Annotated in this window: 13 protein-coding genes and 1 pseudogene; 6 read left to right on the top strand and 8 right to left on the bottom strand. The window is 58.3% G+C overall.

The window, feature by feature from the left end:
• The first annotated feature begins 168 nt into the window (after positions 1-168).
• Positions 169-1,521, top strand: coding sequence for an IS1182 family transposase (locus tag ABZN20_RS00210; RefSeq protein ID WP_218806980.1), 1,353 nt, complete (start codon positions 169-171; stop codon positions 1,519-1,521).
• A gap of 423 nt (positions 1,522-1,944) precedes the next feature.
• Here ABZN20_RS00210 and ABZN20_RS00205 read toward each other — a convergent pair.
• Positions 1,945-2,193 (bottom strand): annotated as a pseudogene (locus ABZN20_RS00205) (IS4 family transposase); the annotation flags it as partial.
• A gap of 198 nt (positions 2,194-2,391) precedes the next feature.
• Here ABZN20_RS00205 and ABZN20_RS00200 point away from each other — a divergent pair.
• Positions 2,392-4,548 carry an alkaline phosphatase family protein gene (locus ABZN20_RS00200; RefSeq protein ID WP_367026405.1) on the top strand — a complete coding sequence of 719 codons (2,157 nt, stop codon included), beginning with the start codon at positions 2,392-2,394 and terminating at the stop codon, positions 4,546-4,548.
• A 37-nt stretch (positions 4,549-4,585) separates the two neighbouring features.
• Here ABZN20_RS00200 and ABZN20_RS00195 read toward each other — a convergent pair whose 3' ends face one another.
• The 3 genes from ABZN20_RS00195 to ABZN20_RS00185 all read right to left on the bottom strand — a co-directional run bounded on the left by ABZN20_RS00195 (position 4,586) and on the right by ABZN20_RS00185 (position 7,171).
• The gene (locus tag ABZN20_RS00195; RefSeq protein WP_367026404.1) at positions 4,586-4,768 is read right to left on the bottom strand and encodes a hypothetical protein; all 183 of its coding nucleotides are present in this window, start codon (positions 4,766-4,768) and stop codon (positions 4,586-4,588) included.
• A 386-nt stretch (positions 4,769-5,154) separates the two neighbouring features.
• The gene (locus tag ABZN20_RS00190; protein ID WP_218806148.1) at positions 5,155-5,964 is read right to left on the bottom strand and encodes a slipin family protein; all 810 of its coding nucleotides are present in this window, start codon (positions 5,962-5,964) and stop codon (positions 5,155-5,157) included.
• A complete protein-coding gene (locus ABZN20_RS00185) occupies positions 5,957-7,171 on the bottom strand; it encodes an NfeD family protein (protein ID WP_367026403.1) in 1,215 nt (404 codons plus the stop codon). The genes ABZN20_RS00190 and ABZN20_RS00185 overlap by 8 nt, the downstream gene beginning before the upstream one ends.
• Between ABZN20_RS00185 and ABZN20_RS00180 the strand changes: the two genes are divergently transcribed.
• Positions 7,171-8,106: a transposase family protein gene (locus tag ABZN20_RS00180; protein WP_367026402.1), complete on the top strand. Its 936-nt coding sequence runs from the start codon at positions 7,171-7,173 to the stop codon at positions 8,104-8,106. The genes ABZN20_RS00185 and ABZN20_RS00180 overlap by 1 nt on opposite strands.
• Here the strand turns inward: ABZN20_RS00180 and ABZN20_RS00175 are convergent.
• On the bottom strand, positions 8,048-8,398 hold the full coding sequence (locus ABZN20_RS00175) for a hypothetical protein (RefSeq protein ID WP_367026401.1): 351 nt from the start codon (positions 8,396-8,398) through the stop codon (positions 8,048-8,050). The genes ABZN20_RS00180 and ABZN20_RS00175 overlap by 59 nt on opposite strands.
• Before the next feature lie 859 nt (positions 8,399-9,257).
• On the opposite strand from ABZN20_RS00175, the gene ABZN20_RS00170 reads away from it, so the two are divergent.
• The 3 genes from ABZN20_RS00170 to ABZN20_RS00160 all read left to right on the top strand — a co-directional run bounded on the left by ABZN20_RS00170 (position 9,258) and on the right by ABZN20_RS00160 (position 11,010).
• Complete coding sequence (locus ABZN20_RS00170) at positions 9,258-10,025, top strand: dienelactone hydrolase family protein (protein WP_367026400.1); 768 nt, start codon at positions 9,258-9,260, stop codon at positions 10,023-10,025.
• Between the two features lie 98 nt (positions 10,026-10,123).
• The gene (locus ABZN20_RS00165; RefSeq protein ID WP_367026399.1) at positions 10,124-10,435 is read left to right on the top strand and encodes a hypothetical protein; all 312 of its coding nucleotides are present in this window, start codon (positions 10,124-10,126) and stop codon (positions 10,433-10,435) included.
• Positions 10,436-10,587: 152 nt separating this feature from the next.
• Complete coding sequence (locus tag ABZN20_RS00160) at positions 10,588-11,010, top strand: hypothetical protein (protein WP_367026398.1); 423 nt, start codon at positions 10,588-10,590, stop codon at positions 11,008-11,010.
• A 290-nt stretch (positions 11,011-11,300) separates the two neighbouring features.
• On the opposite strand, the gene ABZN20_RS00155 is transcribed toward ABZN20_RS00160, so the two are convergent.
• The 3 genes from ABZN20_RS00155 to ABZN20_RS00145 are packed head-to-tail and all read right to left on the bottom strand — an operon-like array spanning position 11,301 to position 12,836.
• A complete protein-coding gene (locus tag ABZN20_RS00155; RefSeq protein ID WP_218806143.1) occupies positions 11,301-11,561 on the bottom strand; it encodes a hypothetical protein in 261 nt (86 codons plus the stop codon).
• Positions 11,562-11,587: 26 nt separating this feature from the next.
• Positions 11,588-12,037 (bottom strand): hypothetical protein, encoded by a 450-nt coding sequence (locus ABZN20_RS00150; protein WP_255556329.1) that lies wholly within the window; start codon positions 12,035-12,037, stop codon positions 11,588-11,590.
• A gap of 49 nt (positions 12,038-12,086) precedes the next feature.
• On the bottom strand, positions 12,087-12,836 hold the full coding sequence (locus ABZN20_RS00145) for a glycine zipper 2TM domain-containing protein (protein WP_255556328.1): 750 nt from the start codon (positions 12,834-12,836) through the stop codon (positions 12,087-12,089).
• Positions 12,837-12,840 lie beyond the last annotated feature (4 nt).

Here is a 12,840-nt window from a genome sequence, read left to right as displayed (position 1 = left end):
GGAAAACCAAGGCAGTAGCCTCATCGGCAAAGGACTGGATCATCTGGGCATACTAGGAGTCTGTCGGACTTTCCGGTTCTGGTTCGAACCGGATTGGAGGGGCGGAAGTCCGCTGTTTCCGTTAACATAGCGGCCTATTCCGGATAGATCGCGACAAGGTGAGACCCGATGAGCCGCTTCATCCCCGTCAATCGCCACCAGCAGTATCTGCTACCGCCCTCGGTTGACGAATGGCTGCCAGCCAACCACCTGGCACGGTTCCTCGTCGAGGTCATCGATCAGCTGGATTTAAGTCGACTGACGAGCCGCTACTCGGGGCGCGGGTCGGCGGCGCACCATCCGTCGGTACTACTGGCCCTGCTGGTTTATGGTTATGCCACCGGGGTGTTCTCCAGCCGCAAGATTGAGCGGGCCACCTACGATTCGGTGGCCTTCCGCTTTCTGTCGGCGGAAACCCATCCCGATCATGACACCCTGGCCCACTTTCGCAAGACCTTTCTGGGGGAGCTGGAGGACCTGTTCGTTCAGGTCTTGAGCCTGGCGCAGGCGATGAAGCTGGTGAGGCTCGGGCAGATTTCCCTGGACGGGACCAAGATTAAGGCCAACGCCTCCAAGCACAAGGCCTTGTCTCATGGCCACATCGAGAAGTTGGAAGCGCAGTTGCGGGAGGAGGTGCAGGCCTTGTTGCAGAAGGCGGCGGAGGCCGACGGGGCGGAGGAGCCGGACGGCATCGACCTGCCAGAGGAGTTGGCGCGGCGGCAGGATCGGCTGAAGGCCCTGGCGGAGGCGAAGGCCAAGATCGTGGAGCGGGTCGCGGAGCGCGATGCCCGGGCGCAGCAGGACTATGAAGCCAAGGTAGCCCGTCGCGAAGGCCAGCGGCAGGCGGGCAAGAAGCCACGTGGGCAGGAGCCGAAGCCGCCGGAAACCGGGCCGAAGGCCAGCGACCAGATCAATCTGACCGACGAGGAATCCCGCATCATGCCGAGCCACGCGGGTTTCCTCCAGGGCTATAACAGCCAGGCTGCGGTGGATGTGGAGACGATGTTGATCGTCGCCACCACCGTCAGTCAGCAGACCAACGACAAGCAGCAGGTCGAACCGATGCTGGCCGAGATCGAGAAGCTGCCGGAAGCCTGGGGGAAGCCCGAAGCCCTGCTGGCCGACACGGGCTACTTCAGCGCCGGCAACGTGCACGCCTGCTGCGAACAGCAGATCGAACCGCTGATCGCGATGGGACGGGACAGCCATCACGTGCCGCTGGCGGAACGCCTGGCTCCGGATGCCCCGGAACCGGAAACCACCGATCCCGTGGAGAAGATGGCCTGGAAACTCAAAACGAAGGCAGGGAAGGCCCGCTACGCCAAGCGCAAATCCACGGTGGAGCCGGTGTTCGGCATCATCAAACAGGTCTTGGGATTCCGCCAGTTCTCTCTGCGCGGCTTGGAGGCAGTGGCCGGAGAATGGAAGCTGGTGGCGATGGCGTTCAATCTGAGGCGGATGCACGTGTTGGCGGCAGCGTGACAGGCTTCACGTAAAAACCAAGCGTTACACACCAATAGCGCCGCCATGGGGGAGGCGGGGCACATCTTGGTCTAGTTATCGACGCGAAACGCTGGTGACTACCCCGCCAATGCCCCCGAAAAATTCTCGATTCCAAGAATCCCGACCCGAGTAAATCCATAGTCCGACAGACTCCTAGGCGGATCAGCTAGTATCGTCAAGCGATACGCGTGGAGGATACTGCACTTGGGGCATCGTCTCGGACGAGTGAACCGCCCCGGAGGTCCGAGAGCGACCCTTCCGGACGGTTCTGGAACAGGCTTCCCGCTTTCAGCGGGAGAGGTCGTCGCACGGACGCCCGTCGGCACCGGACGAGAAGATTGTGCGGCCCTCGTGATCGTACGCAGCAACACACCGCTATAGCCATCCCGTTATACACGTGTCTCAGCTCGGCGCGCGGCGTGCGCTTATCCCCATGGTGAAGTCCACGACCCGTTGGAGTCCTTGCCAGAGGCTTTTCGCGCCCGGTTTACCATCGCCTTTGCGACCGAGGAATCCGCCGAAGCTGGCGATGAGGCGGATGGCATCGTTCAGGTTCGGCGGCGACGGTTTGCGAGCGACCAGCCAAACCGCTTGCCACTCGTCCCGTTCAAACACCACCTCGCAATCCATCTCCGGACAGCTTGCCGCGACATGCGCATAACGGGATGCATTGGGCCCATGCTTTTTTTCTTGCTCGTGTCAACTGATTCAAAGGACTGAGCTTCCCGGCTTCATCCGGCGGCTCCTGGCGACATCATATTGACATGAATCCTTGTTAGAAATGCCCCGGCCGGGACCTTCTCCGGCCGCCCAGGTTTCACCCCATTCCCGATCAACTGGAGTCACATTATGCGTAGCACGCGATTTTTCGGATCTCTGAGCACGGTGGCTGCGATTTCTCTCCTTGCGGTTCCCCAGGTTCAGGCAACGCCCAAGGTGATCCTGATCTCGCTGGATGGGGCCGAACCTTCGCGCATCCAGCAATACTTGACCCTAGGTGTTCTGCCCCGCGATAAAGGCCTAGGACTGCTGGCTAGCAAGGGCCTCATGGCGAAGCAGAACGTTACGGCTTCACCTTCGCTGACGGCGGTTGGCCATATCGCCATTGCCACCGGCTCCAGCGCGGCCAGAAATGATATCGTGGCCAATACGTTTCATCTGCTTGCCAGCCCGATCAATCGCAGCATCAGCGGGTTCGCGGCTCCCATCGGGGGCTACTCCATCGATGGCCCCATGGAAAGCGCCGACCCCACGGCCGAGCCGATGTGGCTCGCCTTGCGCGCGGCCGGCAGGAAAGTCGTCGCGGCCACTTGGCCCGGCGCCGATGGCGCCACGGTTACCGCACCGGGAATTACGCCAACCGCGATATTGCAGAAGTCCGACACCCGCACGGTGGACTACACCGTTCCGTACGGTTCGTTCGCCGGCCCCGGCGCCACGGGTTTCATTTTGACCTCCGGGGATTTTTCTCCGGCCCCGCAATCCACAGTGGATCAACTGACCTCCGCCGGGCGAACCTTTTATGGGGAGGTCAAGCAAAAAACCGACGCCCTGGAAACTTTCACCAGCAACGGCGTGAGCTTCAAGATTCAAGTTGCCGCCATGGACACCAGCAACGATAACACCGTCAATTACGATACCTTGGTGTTTTTCGACACCGCCAATGGGATCACAGCCGGCCCGTTTGCGCTGCCCTCGACCGGCCCCGCCTATGTCAAGGCAAGTGAAAAAAAATCGGCGCCGTTCTTCTTCGAAGGGACGCCAAACAAGGTGGGGGCGGCTTTTTTTGTCAGCAGACTGGATCCCGATCTGAGCGAGGTCCATGTCGCCCGATATAGCGGCAACTTCATCCCGCGCAACGCGCCCGTACTTGCCGATGTCGATGACATCAACAATAACGTGGGTTATTGGGCGCCGCAGGCGGACTATCGCATCCCCGAACGCATCAGTCCTGGATTTCGCAGCTTTCCCGATCACGAGCTCGAAGACATCTACGAGGACCAAGTCAGGCTGTTTGTCGATTACCAAACCCGCGTAGCGCTACACGCCATCGAACGAAACCCCGACGCCGATCTGGTGATGACCTATATCGAGCAGCCGGACGGTTCAGGCCATCAGTTCATGCTGACCGATGACCGTCAAGCGACGGACCCCACCGATCCCAACAGCATCGGCAGCGGCCAGGACCGTGCCAAGAAATTCCGTTATGCCAGATATCTGGAAAAAGCATATCAGGCCGCGAATGAGGCGGTGCACCGGATAATCCAAAAGGTGGGTGTGAACCGCAGGACCGGCAAGCCTAACAGCGACATTTTCGTGGTCTCGGATCATGGCTTCGCACCCTTTCACACCGCCGTGAGCCTGCCCAACTATTTTGCCAACCTGGGCATGGACACCAGCAAGGTGCGGGTTTTCACTTCTGGCCCGGCAGTCAATGTCTATATCAATTTGGCCGGTCGCGAAAGCGGCGGTACGGTCACCAAGGCCGAGTATGTGGAACTCCTGGACAGGATCGAAACCGCGCTATGGAAGTTGACTGACGACAATGCGATCTACACCCGAGGCCATGCCGGCAAGCCGGTGTTCGACCGCGTTTACAAGCGCCCCGTGCCGGGAGACCTCAATGATCCCACGCTGGGTCGGTCGACGGATGTCTTCATCGGCCAGGATTCGGGCGACGTCTACGCGCTGCTTCGGGTTGGTTACAACTTCGACGGCACGCAAAATCCTGTGATCGTCCGCAAGGGCGACGTGGCGGCGGTCGCTCCGCAATTACCCGTGTTCTCGGTGCCCAACTTCTATGGCGCTCACGGTTATGCCCCGGAACATAAAGCCATGAGCGCGTCCTTTCTGGCTGCGGGACCTCACATCGGCAAAGGCCGCCCGAACAAGGTACGCAACATCGATGTGGCCCCGACCATCCTGGGCATTCTGGGCGTCCCGCCCGCATCCACCGTGCAGGGAAAACCTATTGAGCTCTCGGGCGATCTGAGGTGGCCCCGGTAGGGCGGGTGCGCCGAGGAATGAGGCGCACCGCCGAAATTCAGGCGGCCTTCATGACGAAGTCCACGTGCACGGAATCATAAGGGAAGACGACCTTGCCGGCTTCGGTCTTGTCGAGCAGGCCGGCATTGAGGAGGGTTTTGACATCGCCGTGCACGGCCTTTACGTCGCGCCCTACCCGTCGCGAGACCTCGCGGATGGTCATCGGCCCGGCGGCGGTCATTTTCTTGAGGATGTCCCAGCGCTTGGGGGGGGGCAGGGTTTCCAGAGCTGTTCTTCGGTCTCGAAGTTGATACGAGCCCCCTGGGGCTGGCCGGTCTCTACGGCTAGGATAAACCGGGCGGAGACCCGTTCCCGGCTGGCTACGCCAATGATGACTTCATTTTTCAGCAGCGAAAAATGACTTGGCGATTATTGCCTTCGGCGGCCCCGATTCGCCCTGCGTCCGCGCCACTCCGCCACATCATCGTTAACTCGATGCCGGCTCCGTAGCACTCCCACAAATGGCTTTAGCCGTGTCGAGATGCCTTGTATTTCGCCTCCACCTGCGCTATTCGCGCAGACTCCGGCAAAACACCCGGCGCTACGGCTATCGGGGACTAAAAATCTTCACTTCGCTACCGCTACGTTTCCAAGATTTTCAGCCTTCGAATCGGTGGCATAGCCTTTAATGATGTTAGTGACGATGTCGATTGGCAGCGGAAATACGATTGTCGACGACTTTTCTCCGGCGATCTCGGTCAACGTCTGCAGATAACGAAGCTGTATGGCTTGTGGCTGCTGCGCGAGTATTGTCGCGGCCTGCAATAATTTTTCCGAGGCTTGCATTTCGCCTTCCGCATGAATGATTTTAGCTCGGCGGGTGCGTTCCGCTTCGGCTTGTTTGGCGATAGCCCTTACCATGCTTTCGTCGAGGTCGACATGCTTGATTTCGACATTCGCGACCTTGATTCCCCAGGCATCGGTTTGCTGGTCGAGAATGGTTTGGATGTCGATATTCAATTTGTCGCGCTCGGCCAGCATTTCGTCCAGTTCATGTTGGCCCAACACCGAGCGAAGCGTCGTTTGCGCCAATTGGCTGATGGCTTCGTAAAAATTTTCGACCTGAATGATCGCCTTGTCGGGATCGATGACTCGGAAATAGACCACGGCATTGACCTTGACCGATACATTGTCGCGCGAGATGACATCTTGCGATGGCACGTCCATGACGATGGTACGCAGGTCGACCCTGACCATTTGTTGTATGATCGGAATCACGATAATGAAGCCGGGGCCTTTGACTTTGTAAAAACGGCCGAGCATGAAAATCACGCCGCGTTCGTATTCGCGTAAAATTTTAAATGCGCTAATCAACAACAGAAACGCGAATAACAGCAACGCGAAACTGCTGAAAACTAAACCGAAATATTCAAACATCTTTGCGCTCCTGGTTGGGCGTGGAATTAACCTCAAGGATAAGGCCGTCCCGGCCGGTTACGCGAACCCGCTGGTTTTTTTTGAGTGTTTCGCGGGTGCGGGCTTGCCAAATTTCGCTGTGGATACGGACAGGACCTAGGTCGGCAAAATCGGCAAGTGCAATACCGGTTTCGCCAAGCAGTTCTTCCCGACCGGTTACTATAGGCTTTTGCCGGGACTTTAGCAACATGCCCAAGGCGAAGACCAAAAATGCTGCGCTGGTAAGCGCGAAAGCGCCGACCAAGGCAATATTGATGCCGAAGCCCGGTGCGTCGGTGTCCATCAGAATGACAGAGCCGATCACGAACGCGGTCAAACCGCCGAAACCGAGTATACCTATACTGGGCACGAAGGCTTCGGCAATCATTAGAGAAATGCCTAATAGGATCAGTGCGAATCCGGCATAATTAATCGGTAAGACTTGAAACGCGAAAAGGGCCAGCAACAAGCAAATGCCGCCGATGGTGCCCGGGACAATCGCTCCGGGATTGGAAAATTCAAACACCAGGCCGTAAATCCCGGTAATCAGCAAGAGATAGGCAATGTTTGGGTTGGTGATTACCGCCAATAATTCGCTGCGCCAGTCAGGTTCTAAGGTTTGAATCGCCGCATTGTCTGTCGATAGAGCGATATATCGCCCGAGTACGTTGATTTTTCGTTGATCGAGTTGTTTTAGCAAATCGTATCGATCGGTGGCCAGAATATCGATCACATTGAGTTCTAGGGCTTTTTCGGCCGAAAGGCTTGCGGCTTCGCGGACGGCTTGCTCTCCCCAATCGGCGTTTCTGCCGCGCATTTCGGCAAGGCTTCTGATATAGGCGACGGCATCGTTGACGGCTTTTTGCGGCATCGCGTTTTTAGGCGATTTGCCGGAAGAAGTTTGCTCGACGGATTGATCTTTGTCATTTTTTTCACCGGGCGCTTCGGTTGGACCGATCAATTGCACCGGTGTTGCGGCGCCCAGATTGGTTCCCGGCGTCATTGCGGCGATATGACTCGCGTAAAGGATGTAAGTTCCGGCGCTGGCAGCTCGTGCCCCGCCCGGTGTGACATAAGTGATCACCGGAATCGGCGAGGCGATGATTTTTTTAATAGAGTTGCTTCCGTTGAAATAAATGGATTTGTTGTGGTATAAAACAATTAACAACAATCGAATGATGTCAGCCAATGATTTTTGAAAAGTTCATGGAAGAAACCAGTGAGCGTACCGTCAGAGCCCTGATCGGAATGAGTAAGGCGCAATTCGCCAAGCTTTGCCCTATCTTTGAGGAGGCTCATGCGGAGATTCAGCAAGAACGCGTTCAGCAAGGCGAAATAAAACGGGTACCCAAAGGTGGCCATGTGGGCTATCTCGATCGGATAGATAAGAAGCTGTTCTTCATTTTGCATTACCTCAAGACCTACTGTACCTTCGATGTCCTGGGCTTTCATTTTGGCTTCAGCTCGGGACACGCGCATCGCCATGTGGCGCAACTTCTGCCCGTGTTACGGCGCAGCCTGGCGAAACTTGATCTGCTGCCCGAGCGGGAGCTGACGACCCCGGGAGAGATGATGAAGCTGATTGAAAAACATGGAGATATCATCATTGACGGGGTGGAATGCAGTTGCGTCAGGCCGCAGGATGACGATCAGCAGAAAGCCCACTATAGCGGTAAAAAAAAACGCCATACGGTTAAAACCCTAGTCATTTCGACCCTGGCACGGCAAATTTTGTTCGTTGGAAGTATCGTGGCCGGCAGTGTTCATGATTATGCGCTGATGAAGCGATGGTTCGATCCTGCCTTATCATGGTTTGACGGTGCCGATGTCTGGTTGGATTTGGGGTTCTTGGGGGCCGCTTCCGATTATGGGAATAAAGCCAGAATTCACCTGCCTCATAAGAAACCCAGAGCCTCCAAGAACAATCCTCATCCCGCGTTGGCAGATCAACAAAGGCGCGAGAACAAAAAGCAAGCGCGAACTCGCATCTCCGTCGAACACTCCATTGGAGGAATGAAGACCTTTCATTGCTTGATGCATCGCATTAGAAACCGACTCAGTCTATTCATAGATAGCTTTTTCGGGCTTGGCGCTGGCCTTTGGAATCTAAAAATTTCTTTGTAATCATGCGGTTATCATCGGAAACAACTCTAATGATTTGCCGCATCGACGTATCGAGGCCGCCCGGCGTGTCGAGTGTAATCAAGACCGCTTTAGCCCCGGACTCGGCGGCCTTGTCCATGCTGCGCTCGATATAGTCCGAAGTCGCAGGACCAATGGCATCCTGAATGGTCAATTGGACAATCGTTGTCGCGGGAATGGCGGCTTGATTGTTTTCAGCCGAGGCGGAATTGACAAACAAAGCCATGACAAATAGTAGCAACTGGACTATGCGGCGATCGATGAGTCTTTTCATGAATGGCTACCGGACTGTTCCAAGCAAGATATGGCGGTCTGGAGCGTCGCCATTTTTGCGAAACCCGACGGGACATCCCAGTCACCCTCGGAAGCAAATTGTGGCGACGTTTTTGCCTTCGGCGGCCCGCGCCGTCCTGCGTCCGCCTCGGCTTCGTCCGTCTCTTAAGCGACGCACTCCGCCAAGGCTCCCGCAATGACTCGACGCCTGTCAGGAAAGGTGTCGAGTTTGTCGCTCCTATAGATTCACCGCTCCCTTGACGAGCAACTCCGCTTCCATGTTGGAAACATTGACAACACCCTTGCTTGTTGTCAACAAGCAGTTCCGGACTGTGGAGGGGGGCATCCTGAAACATACCCGGAAAGACGTATGAACTGCCCCAGAGGTTCCCGGACATTCCGTGTTGGAGACCACGGAGCCACGAACCGAACATCGAAATTTTCACCGGGGGGCCGGGCGCGAACCTTCCGGTCGGTTCTCGAGGAGAGGCCGTTGCACGGACGTCCACCGACGATTGCTCGCGTACGCGGCAGCGGCACCGTGACAGACACCCGCCGATTGTCGACGTCGCGGTTTTGGCGAAACCTGGGTTCCTGATGGACGTTTGTACTACCAGCAACAAACCCGTCGACCCATGTCGGAATTGTTGACTAAATGACATGGTTGTTTGTGCGGGATTTTGCCGGAGCGGTTCCGCCTTCCCAAAGCAGGATGACCGTATCTCTTTACCATCTCTTGGAAGTTCCACTCGACAACGCTCCATCTCGAACGTTCCGGCGGCTGGCATCGAATATGCTGAGAATCAGCAAAGCCATGTCAGGCTTGGAGTTAAACCCATAGAACGCCGGGGGAGTCCACGATGATCGAGATTACAGCAGCCGACGGCCACGTGTTTTCAGCTTATCGGTCTGATCCGGCCGGAGGTACGAAAGGTGTGGTCGTGGTTCTACAGGAAGTATTCGGCGTCAATTCCCATATTCGAAAGATGACCGACGCCTTTGCCGCACAAGGTTTTATCGCGGTTGCCCCCTGTCTTTTCGATCGCATTCGGACAGGGGTCGAACTGGGCTACGACGAAGCATCCGTCGCTCAAGGATTGGACCTCGTCAAGCAGGTAGGGTTCGATCATGCGATGGCCGATATCGAAGCCACGGTCGGCAGTTTGAGCGGCGAGGGCCGGGTTGGTATCGTCGGATACGATTGGGGCGGGTATCTGGCCTATAACGCGGCCAACCAGGTCCAAGGCCTGTCGACGGTCGTGGCGTATTATGGCTGCGGAATCATCAACGATTTATCGCAGCGGAGAAAGGTTCCCACCCTGCTGCATTTCGGCGCCATGGACCCCTATATCCCCCGGAACCAGTTGGTTATCTTCCGAGCCAGCAGGCCGGACCTTCGGATTTACGAATACCCCGCGGGCCATCATTTTGCCTGCGACGACCGCGATACCTACGATGCAGCCTCGGCCGACAAGGCATGGACCACGACCTTGATGCATCTTACCCATCGGCTCGAAGGACCGCCCGCGGTTACCCTGAAGAATCAGGGCGCCTACTCTTCGTCCGGGGGTAAGGAAAAGAAGAAGAAAGCGGCTGCCGTGTCCGATGACATGGAACCCCCGATGTGAACCAATACCTTGCCTTGTCTGCGATCTCCGGCGTCACAGCCGGCCAGCGCGGACACAAGATTCCCCGCCTGCAACTGCGACTCTTTGGAGAAATGACGATGGCTATGAACCTCAAGGCTTTCTTTTCCGGTCCCGAATGGGTCGAGGTAAGCGTTCCCGATTGGTTCAGGGAAAGGACGGAAACCGTCATTCGGGCATTGGGGGACGATCACGCCGATGTTCAGCTGTTCAAGGACATCCTCGCCGCCGGGAAAGTCTCGGAAGAGGCCGCGGAACGCGCGGACGCCTTGGCCGGGACCACGCAGAACTCCGATGTTTTTCTCCTTGCCGTCGACATCGCGTACTACGCCTTTACCGTGTTACAGACGATTACCCAGGTCGTCCCGGTGACGAGACCCCAGGCAGCCTGATTCCCTCTATCCAGCGCTGCTGTAACACGGCTTACAACGCCCGCCGCCGTCCTGCGGCAAACCGAAGCATCTCGTGGTACTGCTTCACGCCGCGGGATCGAATGGCTCGGACTGGGCGTTCCCCTGTTCACCCAAGCCCATGGAGCTCCTACGTGTCGCAGTCACTCTCCGCCATTCTGGCTCGCACCGACGTTCCCGCCCGCGAGGCGCTCGAAGATGCCGTCGAGGCACTGAAATTCAAGCTGTCCGTCGATGAGTCGTACGTCCCTTTCGAAAGCAAGGGTTACTTGCCTTGCACGCTCAATGGCGAGGACGGCGGGTTGAACATCCGGTTCGATGCGGTGGAACCGTATCTGGCCGAGTTTCCCGGCCTGAAGGATCAAATCGGCCTGCGCGACACGCTGGTCGGCTTGCGGTCCGGCGGCGATCCTCGCGAGGATGTGTGCGTCCTGATGCTCGCGGCCGCCCTGGCCGAAAAATTCGACGCCATCGTCCATGATCCCAAGAAAGGCACGATCATCCCGGCGGACAAGCTGGCCGCCTGGGCACGGAGCCAGTTCGCGGAACTGGATTAGGGCGGAAGCTAAGGGTTTGCCCCAGGTGATCTTCCGGTTCATCAGTTCGTCGCTGACCCGGTCGGAATCGCCACAAGCCTCGAGCGCCGTGGGAATCACGGCCGGAGCGATCTGCGAGAAATTCCTGAGGGTCTCGCCGCGGCAGGCGACGACGTCCTTGTGAAGGGCCGCCAGGGTCTGTGCCTCTTCCGGCGTCGGCACGGCGGGATCGGTAAGCTGCGCAGCCGGCAGAGCTTCCGCCCTCCGATTGCGCTGTCATCGGGAAGCGGCTCATCCGGATTCCCCAGAAACTATTTGGGGGCGCCCGATCCCTTCTTGACGGGTGCGCCGGCGGCCTCGTCCGGTTCCAGAAGCTTGGCCGCTTCGGGATTCGAACAGACGTCGGTCTTCAGCACCTGCTCGATCCTAGCGATTTTGGCCTTGAGCGCCTCGTTCTCCGCCCTTTGCCTTTCGATCCGCTCCTGCAGGCTGGGCGCGTCCTCCGCCGCTATACCTGAGCCCCCATAAAATGCCGTCGCTAGAACGGCCGGCAGCCAAATTCGCTTCGTCATTCCGCTTCGGATCCCAGTTTTTTCGTTCATTTGCCACGCGCCAGATCGACTTCCCGCTCCAGCTCCTTCAATCGCCGGTCCAGTGCGGCGCGCCGCTTGTCGATTTCGGCCTGGGGCGACATGGTGTCCGCCTTGAGCAGATCGAGCTGGTTCTGGACGCTCCTGATCTCGCGGCTCAAGTCCTTCTTCTTCGTCCTGGATTGAGCCGCCTTGGCGTTCAGGGCGTCGATGTCGCTCTGCAGGCCCGCATACTCCTTTTCGGCGGCCTGCCGCTGAGCGTCGCTTTCGATGGCTGCCTGGTTCGCCTGCGTATACTGGCGCTGCAACCCGGCCTGGGTCTGTTGCTCCCGGCTGACGGTGGACTGCATCTGCTGCTGCCGCTGGCCGTAGCTGCCGCTCGCCGAACAGCCGATGCCGCGGAAGAAGCCGCCGCGGCCGGGATCACAATCGGTGGTGGCACAACCGCTGGCAAGCATGGTGAACACCGCCGGCAATAAGATGCCTGGCCGGAAATCAAAGAAAGGATTAGCCGACACGGTCCACACTACGCAGTTGGGTGAGCGTATTCAGTTCCGATTCGAGCGCCTGGACCTGCTGTTCCTTTCGCGCCAGCTCCTCGTGCGCGATGTTCGCCAATTGGGGATTGGCGTTGTGTGTGTTCATCGCGATCGCCGCATGCTGCTCGGCCAGGCGCTTCTTGGCGCTGCCCAGCGTCGCCTGCAACTGGGACCGGCTCGCATCGAGATCGGCCAACTGGCTGGCAGCCTGCGCGCGGCTGATCCGCCCGGAAGCGATGGCTTTGTTCAGCTCCGCGACCCGCGCTTTGTTGTCCTCGACGACGCGCTGAGCGACAGGAATCAACTCGGCGAGCGACTGGTTGTCGCGGCGGATGTCGATGATCACCGCATTAAGCCGGTCCTCTTCTCGGGCGTAATTGTTCTGCAGGTTGCCCATGTAACTTCCCGCGGCGCAGCCCAAGGCGGCGCCCGCGAGCAGACCGGCCACCGCGCCTTTCCAGTCTCTGCCGATCAGGCCGCCGGCCAGGCCGCCGACCGCGGCGCCGGTGACGCAGCCTTCCGCCAGGGTCTGGTTGTAGGCTTCGGAAAGCTGCGCCAGGCGCGCCTGGCTGGAGCTCGCGTAGGGCTGCCGGTAGCCGCCAGTGCTGGCGCAACCGGAGACGAGTAGTGCCGGGATCAGTGCCCCGGCGACCAGACGCCGCCCTGCCGGAGGCAGGGGGAAGACGCCAACCCCGTTCGAATGTTTGGGAACTTTCAAACCA

Source organism: Methylococcus sp. ANG (genome assembly GCF_040730495.1).
Classification (GTDB): Bacteria; Pseudomonadota; Gammaproteobacteria; order Methylococcales; family Methylococcaceae; genus Methylococcus.
The sequence above is the reverse complement of the archived record's forward strand: the minus strand, read 5'-3'. Positions and strand labels throughout refer to the sequence as shown.

What these genes read in the sequence shown, in the direction of transcription:
- ABZN20_RS00200 (WP_367026405.1), top strand. Translation starts at nt 2,392, where the DNA reads ATGCGTAGCACGCGATTTTTCGGATCTCTGAGCACGGTGGCTGCGATT.
- ABZN20_RS00175 (WP_367026401.1), bottom strand. Translation starts at nt 8,398, where the DNA reads ATGAAAAGACTCATCGATCGCCGCATAGTCCAGTTGCTACTATTTGTC.
- ABZN20_RS00210 (WP_218806980.1), top strand. Translation starts at nt 169, where the DNA reads ATGAGCCGCTTCATCCCCGTCAATCGCCACCAGCAGTATCTGCTACCG.
- ABZN20_RS00150 (WP_255556329.1), bottom strand. Translation starts at nt 12,037, where the DNA reads ATGCTTGCCAGCGGTTGTGCCACCACCGATTGTGATCCCGGCCGCGGC.
- ABZN20_RS00155 (WP_218806143.1), bottom strand. Translation starts at nt 11,561, where the DNA reads ATGACGAAGCGAATTTGGCTGCCGGCCGTTCTAGCGACGGCATTTTAT.
- ABZN20_RS00195 (WP_367026404.1), bottom strand. Translation starts at nt 4,768, where the DNA reads ATGACCGCCGCCGGGCCGATGACCATCCGCGAGGTCTCGCGACGGGTA.
- ABZN20_RS00180 (WP_367026402.1), top strand. Translation starts at nt 7,171, where the DNA reads ATGATTTTTGAAAAGTTCATGGAAGAAACCAGTGAGCGTACCGTCAGA.
- ABZN20_RS00165 (WP_367026399.1), top strand. Translation starts at nt 10,124, where the DNA reads ATGGCTATGAACCTCAAGGCTTTCTTTTCCGGTCCCGAATGGGTCGAG.
- ABZN20_RS00190 (WP_218806148.1), bottom strand. Translation starts at nt 5,964, where the DNA reads ATGTTTGAATATTTCGGTTTAGTTTTCAGCAGTTTCGCGTTGCTGTTA.
- ABZN20_RS00170 (WP_367026400.1), top strand. Translation starts at nt 9,258, where the DNA reads ATGATCGAGATTACAGCAGCCGACGGCCACGTGTTTTCAGCTTATCGG.